Origin of the sequence: Brevibacillus sp. SIMBA_040 (assembly GCF_046535075.1) — a bacterium.
Taxonomy (GTDB): Bacteria; Bacillota; Bacilli; order Brevibacillales; family Brevibacillaceae; genus Brevibacillus.
In genome coordinates this window covers 127,074-143,926 of sequence record NZ_JAWRXI010000007.1, presented here as the reverse complement: position 1 = coordinate 143,926, position 16,853 = coordinate 127,074, and the positions used below count along the sequence as shown (strand labels likewise).

Annotated in this window: 15 protein-coding genes; 7 read left to right on the top strand and 8 right to left on the bottom strand. The window is 48.3% G+C overall.

The features are described 5' to 3' along the window. The first annotated feature begins 6 nt into the window (after positions 1 to 6). The 4 genes from SB752_RS13695 (at position 7) to SB752_RS13680 (ending at position 3,225) form a co-directional block, all read left to right on the top strand. Positions 7 to 834: an amino acid ABC transporter substrate-binding protein gene (locus SB752_RS13695; protein WP_410716184.1), complete on the top strand. Its 828-nt coding sequence runs from the start codon at positions 7 to 9 to the stop codon at positions 832 to 834. Between the two features lie 117 nt (positions 835 to 951). Further along, complete coding sequence (locus tag SB752_RS13690) at positions 952 to 1,788, top strand: amino acid ABC transporter substrate-binding protein (protein ID WP_410716183.1); 837 nt, start codon at positions 952 to 954, stop codon at positions 1,786 to 1,788. After that, positions 1,775 to 2,470: an amino acid ABC transporter permease gene (locus SB752_RS13685; protein ID WP_410716182.1), complete on the top strand. Its 696-nt coding sequence runs from the start codon at positions 1,775 to 1,777 to the stop codon at positions 2,468 to 2,470. The genes SB752_RS13690 and SB752_RS13685 overlap by 14 nt, the downstream gene beginning before the upstream one ends. Positions 2,471 to 2,487: 17 nt before the next feature. Next, positions 2,488 to 3,225, top strand: a complete 738-nt coding sequence (locus SB752_RS13680) for an amino acid ABC transporter ATP-binding protein (protein ID WP_410716181.1) — start codon at positions 2,488 to 2,490, stop codon at positions 3,223 to 3,225. A gap of 507 nt (positions 3,226 to 3,732) precedes the next feature. Here SB752_RS13680 and SB752_RS13675 read toward each other — a convergent pair. From SB752_RS13675 to SB752_RS13665, 3 genes are all read right to left on the bottom strand, one after another. Continuing rightward, positions 3,733 to 4,293, bottom strand: a complete 561-nt coding sequence (locus SB752_RS13675) for a nitroreductase family protein (protein WP_410716180.1) — start codon at positions 4,291 to 4,293, stop codon at positions 3,733 to 3,735. Between the two features lie 437 nt (positions 4,294 to 4,730). Continuing rightward, complete coding sequence (locus SB752_RS13670) at positions 4,731 to 5,756, bottom strand: phosphotransferase enzyme family protein (RefSeq protein ID WP_410716179.1); 1,026 nt, start codon at positions 5,754 to 5,756, stop codon at positions 4,731 to 4,733. Positions 5,757 to 6,008: 252 nt separating this feature from the next. Further along, on the bottom strand, positions 6,009 to 6,791 hold the full coding sequence (locus tag SB752_RS13665) for a SagB/ThcOx family dehydrogenase (protein ID WP_410716178.1): 783 nt from the start codon (positions 6,789 to 6,791) through the stop codon (positions 6,009 to 6,011). 140 nt (positions 6,792 to 6,931) lie between these two features. On the opposite strand from SB752_RS13665, the gene SB752_RS13660 reads away from it, so the two are divergent. Beyond that, on the top strand, positions 6,932 to 7,828 hold the full coding sequence (locus tag SB752_RS13660) for a LysR family transcriptional regulator (protein ID WP_410716177.1): 897 nt from the start codon (positions 6,932 to 6,934) through the stop codon (positions 7,826 to 7,828). A 37-nt stretch (positions 7,829 to 7,865) separates the two neighbouring features. Here the strand turns inward: SB752_RS13660 and pdxR are convergent, their stop codons facing one another. Beyond that, positions 7,866 to 9,305: a MocR-like pyridoxine biosynthesis transcription factor PdxR gene (gene pdxR / locus SB752_RS13655; RefSeq protein WP_410716176.1), complete on the bottom strand. Its 1,440-nt coding sequence runs from the start codon at positions 9,303 to 9,305 to the stop codon at positions 7,866 to 7,868. A gap of 165 nt (positions 9,306 to 9,470) precedes the next feature. On the opposite strand from pdxR, the gene SB752_RS13650 reads away from it, so the two are divergent. Next, positions 9,471 to 10,400, top strand: coding sequence for a DMT family transporter (locus SB752_RS13650; protein WP_410716175.1), 930 nt, complete (start codon positions 9,471 to 9,473; stop codon positions 10,398 to 10,400). An 18-nt stretch (positions 10,401 to 10,418) separates the two neighbouring features. Here the strand turns inward: SB752_RS13650 and SB752_RS13645 are convergent, their stop codons facing one another. Both SB752_RS13645 and fdhA read right to left on the bottom strand, forming a co-directional pair. After that, positions 10,419 to 11,165 (bottom strand): MIP/aquaporin family protein, encoded by a 747-nt coding sequence (locus tag SB752_RS13645; protein WP_410716174.1) that lies wholly within the window; start codon positions 11,163 to 11,165, stop codon positions 10,419 to 10,421. Positions 11,166 to 11,183: 18 nt separating this feature from the next. Then, positions 11,184 to 12,401 carry a formaldehyde dehydrogenase, glutathione-independent gene (gene fdhA, locus SB752_RS13640; protein WP_410716173.1) on the bottom strand — a complete coding sequence of 406 codons (1,218 nt, stop codon included), beginning with the start codon at positions 12,399 to 12,401 and terminating at the stop codon, positions 11,184 to 11,186. Between the two features lie 252 nt (positions 12,402 to 12,653). Between fdhA and SB752_RS13635 the strand changes: the two genes are divergently transcribed. After that, a complete protein-coding gene (locus SB752_RS13635; protein WP_410716172.1) occupies positions 12,654 to 14,414 on the top strand; it encodes a sigma-54-dependent Fis family transcriptional regulator in 1,761 nt (586 codons plus the stop codon). A gap of 115 nt (positions 14,415 to 14,529) precedes the next feature. Here the strand turns inward: SB752_RS13635 and SB752_RS13630 are convergent, their stop codons facing one another. Together SB752_RS13630 and SB752_RS13625 are read right to left on the bottom strand one after the other, a co-directional pair. Next, the gene (locus tag SB752_RS13630) at positions 14,530 to 15,624 is read right to left on the bottom strand and encodes a glycoside hydrolase family 15 protein (protein WP_410716171.1); all 1,095 of its coding nucleotides are present in this window, start codon (positions 15,622 to 15,624) and stop codon (positions 14,530 to 14,532) included. A 244-nt stretch (positions 15,625 to 15,868) separates the two neighbouring features. Beyond that, positions 15,869 to 16,684, bottom strand: coding sequence for an inositol monophosphatase family protein (locus SB752_RS13625; protein WP_410716170.1), 816 nt, complete (start codon positions 16,682 to 16,684; stop codon positions 15,869 to 15,871). Between the last annotated feature and the right edge of the window lie 169 nt (positions 16,685 to 16,853).

The window sequence follows — 16,853 nt, the reverse complement described above, 5'->3', positions numbered from 1 at the left end:
TTTCAAATGAAGAAGATCGTTTTCTCCACTCTATTATCTTGTCTGCTCCTGGGAATGGTCGGTTGTAGCAGCTCCAGCTCCCCTTCCCAGCCTAATAACGCTACACCTCCAACTGAGCAAGCTTCCGCTCAAAATTTGCTCGAAAAGGTCAAAAGCGAGAAAAAGCTCGTCATCGGAACGGAAGGAACATACTCTCCGTTTACTTTCCATGATCAGTCCGGCAAATTGACCGGCTATGATGTGGATGTCGTAACCGAGGTTGCCAAACGTCTCGGAGTGGAACCCGAGTTTCAGGAAACCCAATGGGATGCCATGTTTGCAGGTCTCGATTCCAAGCGCTTTGATGTGATTGCCAATCAGGTAGGCATCCGCCCTGACCGTCAGGAGAAATACGATTTTTCCAAGCCCTACTCCATTTCTCGCGCTGTTCTGGTTACGCACAAGGATAATACTACCGTAAAAGATTTCAAAGACATTAAAGGACTAAAAGCAGGACAATCGATGACGAGCAACTACGCAGATCTCGCTCGCGCCAGCGAAGCAGAAATCGTCGGCGTAGACAACTTTAATCAAGCGATCGATTTAATTGCGCAAAAACGTGTGGACGTCGTCATCAACGATAACTTGTCCGTACTCGATTTCTTAAAGGCTAAGCCAGATACACCGATCAAGGTCGTAGCGAAAAACGAACAAGGACAGCCAACCGGCTTTATGTACCGAAAAGGCAGCACCGAGCTGGCAGACGCCATGAACAAAGTGCTGGATGAAATGCAACAGGATGGTACACTCAAAACGATTTCCGAAAAGTGGTTTGGCGAGGATATTTCCAAGTAACAGCCTTGCTGGTTTCATACGATCAAGCATTAAATTTTTCTTATACGTTGACAAAACAGCTTGGCCCTTTTAGTATGGGTCTAAATTAATTCACATCGGTTTAGTGGGGGATCATTTATGAAAAAACTATTGCTTTCCGTTCTCGTTTCTGGATTATTCGTCGCACTTGCGGGCTGCGGTGCTTCGTCTACTGATCAATCTCAGCCAAATAACAATACTTCCACCCCAGCAAAGGAAGATAAGAAAGAGCAAAGCTTGTTGGATAAAGTAAAAGCAGACGGAAAAATACTCATTGGTACAGAAGGAACCTACGCTCCATTTACCTTCCACGATCCATCCGGCAAGCTGACCGGGTATGATGTAGACGTAGCAACAGAAGTAGCCAAGCGAATCGGTGTGGAGCCTGTGTTCCAGGAAACGCAGTGGGATGCGATGTTTGCGGGGCTCGATTCCAAACGCTTTGATGTGGTAGCAAACCAGGTAGGTATCCGTCCTGATCGCCAGGAAAAATACGACTTCTCCAACCCGTATACCGTTTCTACAGCTGTTCTCGTAGCGCATAAAGACAACACCACTGTAAAAGGCTTTGAAGATATCAAAGGACTGAAAGCAGGGCAAACCTTGACGAGCAACCTGACTGACATCGCTAAGAAAAATGGCGCTGAAATCGTTGCTGTCGAAGGCTTCAACCAAGCAATTGATCTGCTCGTTACCAAACGGGTAGACATCACTATCAATGACGGATTGTCCTTGCTCGACTTCCTGAAGCAAAAGCCAGATACTCCAATCAAGATCATTGCTAAAGATCCGAACGTATCGAAAAACGGATTCTTGTTCCGTAAAGGAAGCACTGATCTCGTAGAAGCTTTCAACAAAGCCCTCGACGAAATGGAAAAAGACGGTACAAGTGCAAAAATTTCCGAGAAATGGTTTGGTGCAGATGTTTCTAAATAACTTTTTTGACAACCCTGAGCGCCTGAACCGTTGGATCGATATCGCACAAAGCTCCTTTCTGCCTCTTTTGAAAGGAGCCTTGCTCTATTCTTTGACACTTGCCCTCGTTTCCTTTTTCATTGGTCTGATCATTGCGATTTTGACTGCACTGGCTCGTCTCTCCGGAATCAAGCCGTTGATCGGGCTCGCTCGTTTTTATGTCTCGATCATTCGAGGGACACCTCTGTTAGTGCAGCTGTTCATCATTTTCTTTGGTTTGCCGAGTGTCGGAATTATGATTGACCCGTTTCCTTCTGCGGTGATCGGCTTCTCGCTCAGTGTCGGTGCCTATTCCTCCGAGGTCGTGCGCGCTGCGATTTTGTCTATTCACAAAGGACAATGGGAAGCGGCGTACTCGCTTGGGATGACGTATTGGCAAGCGCTTCGGCGTGTCGTTCTGCCACAGGCTGCCCGTGTCTCGGTTCCTCCTTTGTCCAACTCGTTTATCAGCTTGGTCAAGGATACGTCACTGGCAGCTGCTATCCTCGTTCCAGAGATGTTTCGCAAAGCCCAGGAAATCGTGGCCGCTACATACGAACCGCTTTTGGTCTATTCAGAGGCCGCTCTTATTTACTGGATGATCTGCTTTGTCCTCTCTATCATTCAGGATCGCATCGAAAACAAACTGGACCGTTACGTATAAGAAGTAGGTGAATGCTCATGATTACGATTACGAATTTGCATAAACAGTTTGCTAGCCTCGAAGTATTAAAAGGGATTTCGCTGAACGTCGAAAAAGGAAAAGTAGTCGTTATCATCGGTCCTTCCGGCTCTGGCAAAACGACTCTGCTCCGCTGCCTCAACGCCTTGGAAATCCCAACGAGTGGAAGTGTCCAAATCGGCGAGGTCAAGCTCGATTTCTCCCAAAAGGTTGAACGATCAAGTATTCCGCGCCTTCGCAAACAAACCGGGATGGTTTTTCAGAGCTACAATCTGTTCCCCCACATGACTGCACTGGAAAACGTCATGGAAGGTCCTGTGACCGTAAAAAAGGAAGACAGGGAGAAAGCAAAAACAAAAGCGGCTGCATTGCTCGCAAAAGTAGGGCTGGGAGACAAGCTGGACCATTTTCCGGCCCAGCTCTCTGGGGGTCAGCAGCAGCGCGTAGGCATTGCTCGTGCGTTGGCTATGGACCCGCAGGTTATGCTGTTTGACGAGCCTACCTCTGCTCTTGACCCAGAGCTGGTCGGAGAAGTTCTGAAGGTCATGAAGGAGCTCGCCCTGGAAGGCATGACGATGGTTGTGGTGACTCATGAGATGGGCTTCGCTCGCGAAGTTGCTGATGAAGTCATTTTCATGGATCAGGGTGTCGTCGTGGAGCGCGACAGCCCTCAGCAGCTGTTTAGCCAACCGCGCGAGGATCGGACGCGCCAATTTTTGCAGCATCTCAAATCGTAAACTGTATAAATAAAAAGGCTCTGCGTTCGCATTTGAACACAGAGTCTTTTTCCATTTCTATTAGGCATTAGTCATCCCAAAAGCTCGCTACCAGAAGAATAATCAGAATGATCCACAAAAAGCCGCCGTTACCAAATCCAAAGCCGCGTCCGCATCCCATCTGCTTCACTCCTCTCGTCTCATACCATTGTAGAAGCACCTCGCTCTTGAATCAAAAGCGCTTCACGTTAGCATATGACGAACCTTGCTTGCCTGCATGGATGCCTGTCTATAAAAAAGGGATTTACGAAAAAAAGGGTGCTTGCCCTCTTTGGTGGGATGAGTCTAAAAATTAACAAATGCTTTATGATGTCTCTACTCTACCTTAATATCCAACGTCTATCATATAAATTGTCAGACCCTACGATGGACATAACGTCCTCCATTTACCGCCCGTATAGCCCCCTTCTAGATCGGGCGGGCTTTTTTATTTTTAGCCTCTCCCATGGGTAGTCTCGCTTCTTGTATTTATTCAAATCGGGTGAATTTTTCTTCTGCTGGTGTACGCGTTTTGGCAGCAGGAGGATTCTCTGTATCGAAGAAGCCCAGGTGCAAAAAGCCGACAATTTTCTCTCCTGGCTGTACCCCGAGAATCGTATGGGCTTTGGGGTCCCAGTTGTGCGGGTTCGTTTTCCATACGACGCCCAGATCTCGCTCCCATGCAAGCAGCTGGAAGTTTTGAATCAAGCAGCACACTGCACTAAAATCTTCCTCCCATTGCTTTTGACGCGGGTCCTCTTTCATGATGACGATCAAATAAGCCGCTGGTTGGCTATACATTTCCCTGCGTTTGTCATGGACGTCAGGAGAATAAACCGTAATCAGGCGCTCTACGAAAGCTTCCTTCTTTTCCGTAGAAACAAATACGAAGCGCCACGGCTCACGCAATCCATGGTTTGGCGCATATACTGCGTCATTTAACAGCTCCAGAACGAGTTCTTCTGAAACAGCATCCGGTTTATAATTGGTTTTGATAGAGCGGCGCTCTCGAATTACTTTGGCAATGGACACAGTCTTCACCTTCTTCATTTATAGACATCGTCTTTTGATAATGGTTATCAATATCATATAATATCTTTTACTCGTAGCAAAATCAAGTAAAAGTTACCTTTTGAAGCCACTGCTCTCCTACTTTCACTTTATTCAAACTCAGTCAAGCCTGCGACTTAAAAAGCGACAATTGCGCGTTTGTACTGTTGTCCTTAAAAATAATCACCCACCAAAGAAACAGCGGCTGACCAAGACCTGAAAAAAGCCTTAGACAGCCGCCATTGTTATTGAACTAGCGTTTATTCATTTGAATTATTAAATCTAAAGATTAACTTATATCCATCAAATGTCATGCCAGACTCTTCATTGTAATTACCACTCGAATAATTCGATACAGTTTTACGCCAAAATTTTTGTCCTATTGTATTTCGTTCTGATGGATTGGTATGTAGTCATCCCCCCTAAATCTAATCAAATCACGGTTGATCAACTTCTACGGGTTCTATCCCCTTGAAAAGAAAACTATTGCCATTTATGTATTCTTTGATATATGCCTGGGCATATTTTTGTTCATGAATCAAATTCGAAATTTCAGTGGGATCAGAAGAGTGATGACTATAATTTTCAATCATGATCATGACAAAAAAGCACTCTAATTTGTGAATATAATCCATACCTAAACTTTTAACGCTCTCATAACCTTGAATAAATAATTTTCGCTGTCTGGGGGAAAGTCCCAACAAAGCACCCGCCATGTCATACAAATAGTATCCATAGCCACATCTTCCAAAATCGATTGGGTGTGGTTGTTCATTACAAAAAACGACGTTTCCTGAATGTAAGTCAGCGTGAATAAGACCATAGTCCTGATCAGTCTGACCCATACCTTCAAGGTGGTCTACAATCTTATCTATAGCTAATTGATATAGACTCCAAGCACTGCTCGATAAAAATCTTGCATAATAACGTTCTAGGTTGCGGATATCGGAAAGAAAGCTAGTGATGCCCCAATGAGGTCGAACAAAATTATATGGTGTAACAAAACGAGAAGAAGCTTCGTGCAGTTTCCCCATCAAAACACCCATGCTAAATACACGGTTATCCGTAAATTCTCCACTTGAATGCTCTCCGTCAACCCAACTCATTATGGTGACAAAAGGTCTATGATATCCCTCTTCAGTAACACACTCCAACACATAAGAATCATGAATGCTTGCAATTCCTACAGGGACAATTATACCATGTACGTTTCTCAATTCATTAAGAAGTAATAACTCAGAATAGATCTCTTCTTGATTCATTCGTTGCGAATGAATGCGAAGCAAATAACTATTTGACGTGTTTGTTTCAATTTTATATGTAATGGTATCTGACAATTGAATGAAGCGGATGCAATTCCATTCTAGTTCATACTGTTGTAGAGCTGTTAAAGCAACTTTTCTCGCACGCGAAAGCAAAGCTTGCCTACTTTCCTCTGAATCAAAATGAAAAAATTTATTCAATTAATGATTCTCCTTCCCTGTTTTGTTTAGTGCCCAAATCCATTTTGATAACTGTATTTCAAAAATTACGTGAATATAAAAGTGTCCATACAAAATGTTCGCGAAGAAACCGACTCTTCCTTTATTTGTAATTAAACACCCAGTTTGCGTAATGAACAACCGCTAGTCATACACACAGGTTTGACATACGAACGAAACCAAAGAGCATATAAAAAAAGATAGCTTGCTTCACACAAGCCATCCTCTGCTTCCTTATTCCGGGCGCCGATCCTTCCGCCAATCTCCGCCCGCTATTTTACCTACAGATGCCATCAGGACCGACAAGTGCGAGTTCCCATCGATTCCCAAATATTCGTTCATATCATAATCCATCCAGTGGCCGATTGTGCTTACCCCAAGACCCAGGCTGTTGCCTGCCACATGCAGGTTTTGTGAAACATGCCCCGCATCCCACCAAATATAGCGATAGGCACGCTCTTTATACTTATCCTTGGTGCGATCAACCACGGCTGTCCAGACAAAATTAACTGCTGCACGGCGTGTCATCTCTTGCTCCTCGGTAAACAAATAAACGGTTTCTGACGTGTCCCCCTGCTTCAATCCCTCCAATGTCCAGTTTTCAACATCGAGGTGATAGAGCCCCTTTTCCAAGCCTTCCACTTGATTGACAAACAAATACGTTTCGATCGGATACAAAGCACCTGCAGAGGGTGTCGTCCGCAGCTGGTAGTCTCCCATGTCATCTGTAATGCCTTGGGTTGCCCAGAGTAATAAATTAAGCTCATTTAACGTCAATGGCTGTGGCAAAAAATTACGCTTGGACCGCCGATTTGCCATTACCTCCCACACATTTGCTGCTGCAGGAAATTGTGGCTGACCTAATGGTACTCTAACGAATGCCTCCTCATATCGCATATAGGTCGCCGGTCGTTTGGAAAAATCGTAGCGCGAAGCCCATCCTTTTTCCAGCTCTCCTACGCGGTAAGACGTTGCTTGAATAAAATCATTCGCGATTCGTTGCCAGTCGGGATGCAAAATCGTTCTCCTCCTCAGAATACCTTCTTAATATACTGCTTCTTGCCTTTTACTATAAGCAACTACGTTCCATTAGTAAAACAATCGTTTATAATAATTAGTATTAGCTTTTCCTAATACTAAAAAAGGAGGACGCACTCGTGACACTGGCGCAACTGCAAGTGTTTGTCGCCGCAGCCAAGGCCGGTAGCTTCACAAGGGCTGCGGAGGAAATCGGCTTTACGCAATCGGCTGTCTCGCAAATGATTCACGCCCTGGAAAAAGAGCTCGGCGTCTCCCTCTTTCACCGTAGTAGAAGCGGAATTACTCCTACTAGCATAGGTGAACGTATGCTACAGCATGCGCGGGACATTTTGAACATCACCTCCTGCATGACCCAGGAAGCGAATATGGCTCGTGGTCTTGCTTCTGGAACATTGCGCATCGCCTCTATTCCAAGTGTTGCCTCTCGATTTTTGCCTGGGCTTCTCGGCAGCTTTCGCAAACGGTTTCCCGCTGTGGAAATTCTCCTGTTGGAAGGTGAAAACGACGAGATCAATTCGTGGTTAACCAACTCTGTCGTCGACATCGGCTTTACTGTTCACGCAGACAAAGACCTGCAAACCATCCCGTTGCTGCAGGACGAGATGATGGTCATTCTTCCCGATACCCATCCGTTAAAGGATCATGCCACTCTCAGCTTTTCGCAGATTGTCAATTACTGCTTTATCATGCCAAAGGACGGCTGTATCAAAAACATGCTGCACAAAAACAGCATCAATCCCTCGATTACATTTGAAGTTCGTGACGTCACCACCATTTTGACCATGGTGCAGGAATACGTCGGGGTCACAGTCATGCCTGAGCTCTACATTCCAGAGATTATCCCAAAGGTGGTCGCCATTCCCCTGCATCCCGCTATTACGCGTGAGGTCGTTCTAGCGGCAAGAGACTGGCAGGCGATTTCTCCGATCACGGCGGAATTCGTTGTACACAGCCAGAAGTATGTAAAAGAATTGGAGCCGATTCACATAGCTAAACAGGGACAAAACCAATAGCCGTTTTGTCCCTTCCCCTTTTTATCTGCTATACGCTTTATAGACCGCGAATTATCTCGCTTAGTCGATAGATGCCTGTCTCCATATCTTGCAACGACGCGTATCCGTAGGAAATTCGCAGGTACCCCTCTGGCTCTTGACCGTATATATTTCCTGGATTTAAAAGAATTCCTTGGCGCAATGCCTTGCTAAACAGCTCCATCATGGATATTTTCCCGTTGATCGCAAGCCAGATCAGGAACCCTCCCTGCGGTATTTCCCACGTCGCCAGATCACTCATATGCTTTTGCAAGGCGCAAATGACAGCTGCCCTCCTCACCGCTAACTGCTCCCGTACCTCACTCATATGCTCTTCGTACAGTCCGCTTGCCAGCCATTCTGCAGCTACTCGTGATGACAGCGAGCTCGCACCATAGTCCGTTTGCATTTTCAAATCGGATAGCCGCTCGATTACTGGCTCCGGACCGACTACCCAGCCAATGCGTAGACCCGGCGTCAGTGTTTTGGACAGGCTGCCCATATAAAGCACATGTCCGTGCTTGTCTTTCGCTTTTAACGGCGGAGGAGGCGGTGCATCGATCCATAGCTCGCGATAGATGTCATCTTCAATAACCGGGAGCCGCTCAGTCTCGCAAACGCGCATGAGTTCTTCCCGCCGACTCGCAGACATCAAGATGCCTGTCGGATTATGAAAGCAGGGGATTGTGTATAAAATCGAGCTGTTTTCCTGCTTACGCCTCTTGATGATCTCATCAGGCTTCAGTCCATGCTGATCTATCGGCAATCCCGCCAGCTGCATTCCCGCGGATTGAAAAACGTGTAACGAGTATAGGTAGGATGGCTGCTCCAGTAATACGGTAGAGCCCCGCTGCAAAAGTCCGACCGAGATCAATTGGAGTGCTTGTAATGCTCCCGAAACAATCAGAATGGATGATGGCGAAGCCTCAATCCCTTGTCGTCGTAGATAGTCGCTCAGCGCCTGTCGCAGAGGATAGTATCCTCTAGGCTCCTCATACCCGAATCTCCCCAGCTCTCTAGTGACCTTCTCCATGACATGCTTCATCGTTTCCAGCGGAAAAATATCGGGAGAAAGCTCTCCTTTGCTCAGCTGAATCAAATCAGGATCAAATTCATCCTGATTGATCTTTTTAACAGCTGTCAGGCTCGGCTTGTGCAGCCCCGATTTGACGTACTCATTCCAATCCGGAGGAGGCGTCGCAGCAAGCAATGTCCACGTATTGTTGACCACGACCGTTCCCATCCCCATTTTACCCTCAATCAATCCGTCAGCCGTCAGCTCCTCCAAGGCTGTGATGACCGTGCTTCTATTTACGCCAAACTGCTCTGCCAAAACTCGCTGACTAGGAATTTTACTGCCAATTGGCCATTCCCCAGTAGAGATTTTGCCTCTGATATAATCGATGATTTGCTGATATTTAGGCAGCTGACTTGCCTGGCTGCGCCGCTCTCTCGCCATCTCATCCCATCCCTTTGTAAATTCGTTTCCGTACGAGTGGTTGGTTTTTTTGTCGCGCAAGTGGTTGCAGATATTTTATCACTTGTTGATTACGATGGTAAAAAGAATGATGCACAAAGCACAAGGTGGTTGGTTTTACTTTACGTAAAGAGAGGAACGAGAGGCATGTCCAATCATACCCGAATTCGAGTTTTCGCTGCGCATGGAATCAGTATTTTTCTTTGGGCATCAGCCTTTGCCGGAATACGTGTCGGACTTGAGGCCTACTCACCAGAGCATCTGTCCGTCTTGCGTTTTCTCGTAGGCTCTCTTTTCCTGGCAATCCTGACGCCCTTTTTTCGTATTCGCTTGCCTGCGCTACGAGATGTACCCTTCCTGCTATTATTGGGGGCTTTGGGCTTTACAGTCTACCATACGGCGCTCAATTACGGAGAGCAAACGATCAGTGCGGGGGTCGCAAGTCTGTTCGTAGCCACTACGCCTATCTTTGCGGCATTGCTTGCCCTCCTGTTCTTTCGAGAGCGCTTTGGGATAAAAGGGTGGATCGGCGCACTGATCGGTTTTACCGGCGTCGCACTGAGCTCCGTTGGGACAGGTGAACCGATCCAGCTAAGCAGTGGGATTTTTCTGATTCTTTTGGCTTCTTTTTCGGAGAGCATTTACTTCGCCTTTCAAAAAAAGTATGTAGAAAAGTACGGCTCGTTTGCCTTTACCGCTTACACGATTTGGGCGGGAACGCTGTTTATGCTCGTTTTTTTGCCGGGACTGGATACGGCAGTGATGCAAGCACCGTTAGACGTGACACTCAGTGTTTTGTATCTCGGCATTTTTCCTAGCGTCGTGGCTTATTTGACTCTTGCTTACGTGACATCGGTAGTCGGTACTTCGGAAGCCACCAGCTCACTTTATCTCACTCCGGCTCTTGCCTTTTTGATTGCGTGGGTCTGGCTAAAGGAAGTGCCCTCGCTACTCACGATTATCGGGGGAGTAGTGACGCTCGGCGGAGTATTGCTCTCCACCGTCAAAACTGACAAGACAGGCAGCACGATACCTCAGACAGAAAAAAGAAGCACTGCTCACGTCAAAAATGTGTGAGCCTGTGCCTATTCTTCCTTATTGCTGCAAGGACTGATCCCGCGAGCGAGAAAATGCGATTTTGTCGTAGGAGAGCGCAGCCAGAATCGCTCCCGCAAGCGGTCCTATGAGATAAATCGGAAATTGACTCCAGTAGACCTTGCCGCCCATCAACGAATCGATGACGTACGGTCCAAATGTACGAGCCGGATTGAAGGAAGAACCTGTCGGGCCTGCCGTCATCATGATAATCCCTGCTACCGTCAAACCGATGATCAGACCCGCAAATCCTGCCGGTGCACGCTGATCAACCGCAACACCCATGATGACGAGCATCAGCACGTAAGCTTCGATCGCTTCGATCACCATCCCGCGAATATAGCTCGTGTCTGCCGAAAGCACCGTAGCACCCAAATTTCCGATCACGGCACCATCGCTGCCCAGCACAGCCACAATCCCTAGTGCGCCAATTACCCCACCCACCAATTGGGCAGCGATATAAGCTGGAACCTCCTGCCAGGAAAACCGCCCGACAGATGCCAAAGCCACGGTGACAGCGGGATTGATATGGCACCCGGAGACTTTGCCAAACGTGTAAATCATCGCGGCAACAATCAATCCAAAAGCCAGGCTAACCACACCGATATCAGCGAGAGTAGCTGTCTGATTGCTCTTGGCTGTCAAAATCCCTAAGAAAGCTGCCGTTCCTGGCCCAATCAAAACTAACAACGCCGTTCCAATCAGCTCAGCAGCACTCCGCTTCCACAGAGAAGGGGGATGCTCCATTGTCCCCACCTTCCTCTCTTATCGGCGTACCAACCCGTGCGGATCAATGACGAACTTCTTGGCTGCGCCACTGTCAAACTCGCTATAGCCTTTCGGTGCATCATCAATCGATATGAGCGTCGCATTGACAGCTTTGGCAATTTGCGCACGTCCACTCAAAATGGACATCATCAAACCTTGGTTGTATTTCATGACAGGAGTTTGACCAGTCACAAACGTATGCGCCTTTGCCCAGCCCAGTCCGAAGCGAATTTTCAGTGTCCCTTCTTGTGCATCTGCATCGATCCCGCCCGGGTCACCAGTAACGTACAGTCCAGGAATCCCCAACCCTCCGCCTACACGTGTAACCGTCATGATCGAATTCAATACAGTCGCGGGCGCTTCCGAATGATTCGGGCCGTGACCATGCGCTTCAAAGCCTACGCAATCAACCGCGCAATCCACGACTGGCTCTCCCAGTATTTGCTCGATCAGCTCACCAAGATTGTCATGCTTGCTAAGGTCCACCGTCTCGCAGCCAAAGCTTCTCGCCTGTGCCAGCCGCTCTGAATTGAGATCGCCGACAATCACGACGGAGGCACCTAGGAGCTGTGCGGAATGAGCTGCTGCCAAGCCAACGGGGCCAGCTCCCGCAATGTAGACCGTTGAGCCTGGCTTCACACCTGCGCTAACAGCCCCGTGGAAACCTGTCGGGAATATATCGGAGAGCATAGTCAGATCGAGTATTTTTTCCATTGCTTTGTCCTTGTCCGGGAATTTCAGCAATTGGAAATCGGCATAAGGAATCATCACATACTCTGATTGACCGCCTACCCAACCGCCCATGTCCACGTATCCGTAAGCTGAGCCGGGACGATCCGGGTTGACGTTCAGACACACATGCGTTTTTTGCTCCCGGCAGCTACGGCAACGCCCGCACGCAATATTAAAGGGAACGGAAACAAGATCGCCTTTTTTCATAAATTCTACATCTCTGCCTACCTCTAGCACTTCTCCGGTAATTTCATGCCCCAGGACCAATCCCTCTGGCGCAGTTGTCCGTCCCCGTACCATATGCTGATCGCTACCGCATATATTGGTAGTGACAACCTTCAAAATCACTCCATGATCACACTTGCGCCCGACGTTCAGTGGGTTTACTCCAGGTCCATCGTGCAGCACCAAATCTGGATAACCAATGTCCTCCACACCTACTCTGCCCGTTCCTTTGTACACGACTGCTTTGTTTCCTGCCATCTGTACCCCTCCTCAGATCGTTCGCTCGTTAGGAAGCGACTACAGTGACTAGCTATAGCAGATTTTGTACCAACCGGAAAAAGAGCAGTCAAATCAGCTTTCGTACACACCCTGCTTCGCATAGTGTTACAAAACAGGACAAACGAGTGTGGATTTTCGTGACAACTGCTCAACTTTTGAAATTTTCTTACTTTTTTCATGTTATACTATCGTTGAGTTGAGACATTCCATTTCCTGTAAGGAGGTGTAATTGTGTCTTCAGTCGTGTATTCCCATGAATTTGAAATGATCCGGGAATCATGGCAGCGCTGCTATGCCCAAGGCTTTCTTCCTACCGATTCTGTACGTGGTCAGTTGCTGTCTGAGAGTCAAATCCTCTCTTTACAAAAAGACTCCCGTTTCCTTTTAGAGCACGCTATCCCCGTTTTTGATTCCCTGTATCCACTCTACAAGCATGCCGAGTACATCGCAGTTCTCACCGATCGCCACGGCACCATCATCCATACTGTTTCCACTCCGGAATTTCAGGAGCTGGCTGACTCCATCTACATGCTACCTGGAGCCAATTGGCTGGAAAACACGATGGGAACCAATGCCATGGGCGTGACACTGCTTGAGAAAAAGCCGGTTCTTGTTTATGGCGAGGATCATTTTTACCGGACCAATCATTTTCTTGCGTGTGCTGCCAGTCCCATCTTCAACTCTTTGGGAGAATTGCTCGGAGCAGTAAACATCAGCTGCCGCATCGAGCAGTACACCTCTTCTATACTGCCTTTGGTAACCATGCTTGCCGACACCTTGCAAAATCGACTTTTGCTCAGTGATGCCCGGCAAGAGCACTTGCTTACCCTCAGACACATGGAAAAGCTGGAAAATGAACATACCACAGCTCTACTCACCCTCGACAGCGAGCAGCGAATCGTTCGCGCGAATCGTGCAGCAGAGCGTATTATTGGCCGAGACTGTCTGGGTAAGGAGTTCCGCATAAAGGAAGGCTACATCATGGAAAGCATCTCGGACCATTCCCAGAGATTGTGGCGCTCGATTGCCATTCGTCCGCGACCAGCCTCCAAGCAAAAGCATTATGTGTTTGACGATATTTTTGGTACATGCCCGAGCATCACCCGTGTGAAGCAGCTTGCTGTTCGAGCCGCCTCCATGGAAATGCCCCTTTTGCTCAGCGGAGAAAGCGGTACGGGCAAGGAATTGTTTGCCCAAGCCATTCATTCAGCTAGTAGACGCAGTGATCAGCCTTTTATCGCCGTCAATTGCAGTGCGATTCCGGAAGACCTGGTAGAAAGCGAGCTGTTTGGCTATGAGCGCGGTGCATTTACCGGAGCAAAAGCCGAGGGCAGTATCGGCAAATTCGAAGCAGCCCACAACGGCACGCTGTTTCTCGATGAGATCGGCGATATGTCGCCACGTGCTCAAGCCGCCTTGCTGCGAGCGGTGCAAGAAAAAGTCATTACGCCAGTCGGCAGTGTCAAAAGCAAGCATGTGAATGTGCGCATCATCGCTGCCACACACAAAAATCTGCCTGACGAAATTCGCTCCAAACGTTTTCGCGAGGATTTGTACTATCGGCTAAAAGGAGTCCAGCTGACACTGCCTCCTCTGCGCAGGCGGAGCGACATCGGCGCACTCGCTATCCATTTGCTGCACAAGCTTGATGCTACAGCCTCGATTTCTCACGAGGCGTTATCGCATTTGCACCACCATTCGTGGCCGGGCAATGTCCGGGAGCTAAACAGTATCCTTGTCCAAGCCGCCTTTTTAGCAGAGGGAGGGCAAATCGAGCCTGTCCATCTGCAATGGGAGCAAGATTTGAGCGAGGAAAACACCCTGTCTCCCAGTCCTTCTCATAGATTATCGCTTGAAGAGACGGAGAAAGAAACGATTTTGCGTACATTGGATACTACGCGCTGGAATATTAGCCGCGCAGCCCAGCTGCTTCAGGTTAGCCGCAATACGCTGTATCGCAAGCTGACGGAGTACGGCTTTCATCGGCAGTGAGTTAGAAAACCTGCTATGCCATGATTTGGCAGCGGGGTTGCACTTATACTGCATAGGATTTTATTCTGATCTGTGCAAATAAACACGGCACCCCGAATTGGAGTGCCGTGTTTTCTCATGTATGCCCTATGAAGCCAAGCTCAGCTGCCAGAACAAGATACATCGCGTGAGACCAGAGCAATGGGACAGCTGGTTCACCCGATTTCTTTTCCCAGGACGAGTAATCTGACGGCGAAAGCAAATGCTCCTGTACTTGCTCAGGCAAGCCTGCCTCTTTTTGCTGAGACACGATCCATTCAGCGATATCGTAAGCCTCCTGACTTCTTCCTGTCCGTGCATAGTACCAGCCCAGCCACGCTGACAAAAGCAGCCATTGCCCGCCGCCGTAGTACGTATCAGATGTGTAGCGATGCACACCGTGGCCTGCGAGCAGCTCCTTTTCAATCGCCTGTACCGTTTGAACCATGCGCGGATCATCGACCTCGACCACACCATATGGCAGCGTCAGCCATAAAAGACTGGCATCTACGGCTGTATTTCCGATCGACTTTACAAATCTCCCGTTTGCCGTGCCATGCGCGAAAACGAATTGACGGATCGACTCTGCCAGTTGGGCAAGCTCATTTGCTCTCACCGGCAGACAGGCTTCCATCGCTTTGACACCTGCAAAAATGGCTGCCAGTGTCACCGGATGAACCCGATCCCCCGCTTCTTCCCAGCAATCAAAATTGGGCAGTTGCCAACAGGTCGTCAGATAATCGAGTGTCAGCTCAATCGATGACGCCAGCTGCCGGATCAGATCAGCTTCTCCACTGCACTGTACATGGCTAGCCAGTCCCCACAGCCACGTACCGTATCCATCGAGTTGAAAGCTGCCCCAATCCCCTGAGACTTCCTCTCCGTCCAATGTGTAGCGGGTATGCAAAAAACGGTTACTCCCTGTTTCTCCCCCACGGTCTCCTGCTTTTACTGCATCTATCGCCGCTTTCGCCTTTTGTTCATGCCTGGTGATTACATGATCACACCACTTATAAAAACGGCTTGCGCTCTCGTGCTGGCCAACACGATTCATTGCGTAAGCCGTAAAGGCTCCATCACGAAGCCACGCATACTTGTAATGAGTAAAGGCCGGTGAGGCGATATACGCCCCTGACGTAGCCTGGTGCCGCAAGATCAGCTGAATACTTTGTGTGCACAGGGTATTGGTCATCACACGATCCTCCCTCAGCAAAAGACAAGCCTGCGCCATAAGCTGCCTATGTGCGCTCGTCTTTTAGCCATGCTGCTATAGCATATGCGTCAATTTACATGATGTGTCCATGATGCCCTCTTTCCAGACCTAGAAAACCTGATTACGCCATGCCTTTGGCGGGATTGGGGCCTGCGCCTAGCTGCGCAAAAACCCCACTGGAAGGACTTCTCCAGCGGGGTCATGGTGTGCTCTCTATCAAGTTTTACGCGTCCGTCGTCTCTGACAAATTCAAGTAATGCTGAAGCTCTTCATAAAAAGTGGGATTGCAGGCCATGACACTGCTTTTTTGGTCATACGGCAGCGGCTCTCCCATCATGTTGGTCACGCGGCCTCCCGCTTCCTCCACGATGATCCGTCCTGCTCCAAAATCCCACGCATTCAGCGAGAGACTGACATAGCCATCCAGCCGTCCGGCAGCAACATAGGACATTTCCAGCGCTGCACTCCCCAGCAAACGCATCCCACGTACTTTTCCAGCCAGCTTTTTTACAATCAAGTCAATGCCCATCTGCTCGGCACGCTTGTTCCAAAACACGCTTGTGCATAGAATAGCTTCCTCCAGACGCACAGCCCTGTCCAGATGAAGAGGACGGTCATTGAGAAATGCTCCCTCCCCCTTGACTGCGTAAAAAAGCTCGTCTCTGGATGGATCGTAAACGGCTCCGACGAGTCCCTCACCCTTATGATAAACGGCAATGGAAACGGCAAAATTGATTTGCTGATGGACAAAATTAGTGGTGCCATCAATCGGATCAATGACCCACAGCGTATCGTAATTTCTGTAATCCTCGGCAAAGGTACTTTCTTCACCCAAAATGCCGTGATCGGGAAAACGCCTCAGAATCATATCGATCACATGCTTCTCCACTTCTTTATCTACAGCTGTGACAAGATCGGAGGCAGATGTTTTATACTCGACCGTAAAAGGCTCCTTCATTCGCTTCATACTCAGCTCACCCGCTGAACGGGCGCAGCCCAGAGTCAGCTCTTTTAGCGCCGCCAGTGTTGATGCTTGCACTCGTATCGCCACCCAAAACATGACTTTTTTTTAGTGTACCATACTTTACCTGCTGTTACACCACACCTAAATGCCTGTAGGTCTGACTTCTTGTAACTGGAAAATCATGTAACATACTATACCTCTCAAGCGTCTAACAGGAAAAGATCCGCATGGAGGAATTTCTGCT

Coding starts and splice junctions, on each gene's coding strand:
- SB752_RS13630 (WP_410716171.1), bottom strand. CDS start 15,624: ATGACCAATACCCTGTGCACACAAAGTATTCAGCTGATCTTGCGGCAC.
- SB752_RS13650 (WP_410716175.1), top strand. CDS start 9,471: ATGTCCAATCATACCCGAATTCGAGTTTTCGCTGCGCATGGAATCAGT.
- SB752_RS13680 (WP_410716181.1), top strand. CDS start 2,488: ATGATTACGATTACGAATTTGCATAAACAGTTTGCTAGCCTCGAAGTA.
- SB752_RS13675 (WP_410716180.1), bottom strand. CDS start 4,293: ATGAAGAAGGTGAAGACTGTGTCCATTGCCAAAGTAATTCGAGAGCGC.
- fdhA (WP_410716173.1), bottom strand. CDS start 12,401: ATGGCAGGAAACAAAGCAGTCGTGTACAAAGGAACGGGCAGAGTAGGT.
- SB752_RS13645 (WP_410716174.1), bottom strand. CDS start 11,165: ATGGAGCATCCCCCTTCTCTGTGGAAGCGGAGTGCTGCTGAGCTGATT.
- SB752_RS13695 (WP_410716184.1), top strand. CDS start 7: ATGAAGAAGATCGTTTTCTCCACTCTATTATCTTGTCTGCTCCTGGGA.
- pdxR (WP_410716176.1), bottom strand. CDS start 9,305: ATGGCGAGAGAGCGGCGCAGCCAGGCAAGTCAGCTGCCTAAATATCAG.
- SB752_RS13690 (WP_410716183.1), top strand. CDS start 952: ATGAAAAAACTATTGCTTTCCGTTCTCGTTTCTGGATTATTCGTCGCA.
- SB752_RS13685 (WP_410716182.1), top strand. CDS start 1,775: ATGTTTCTAAATAACTTTTTTGACAACCCTGAGCGCCTGAACCGTTGG.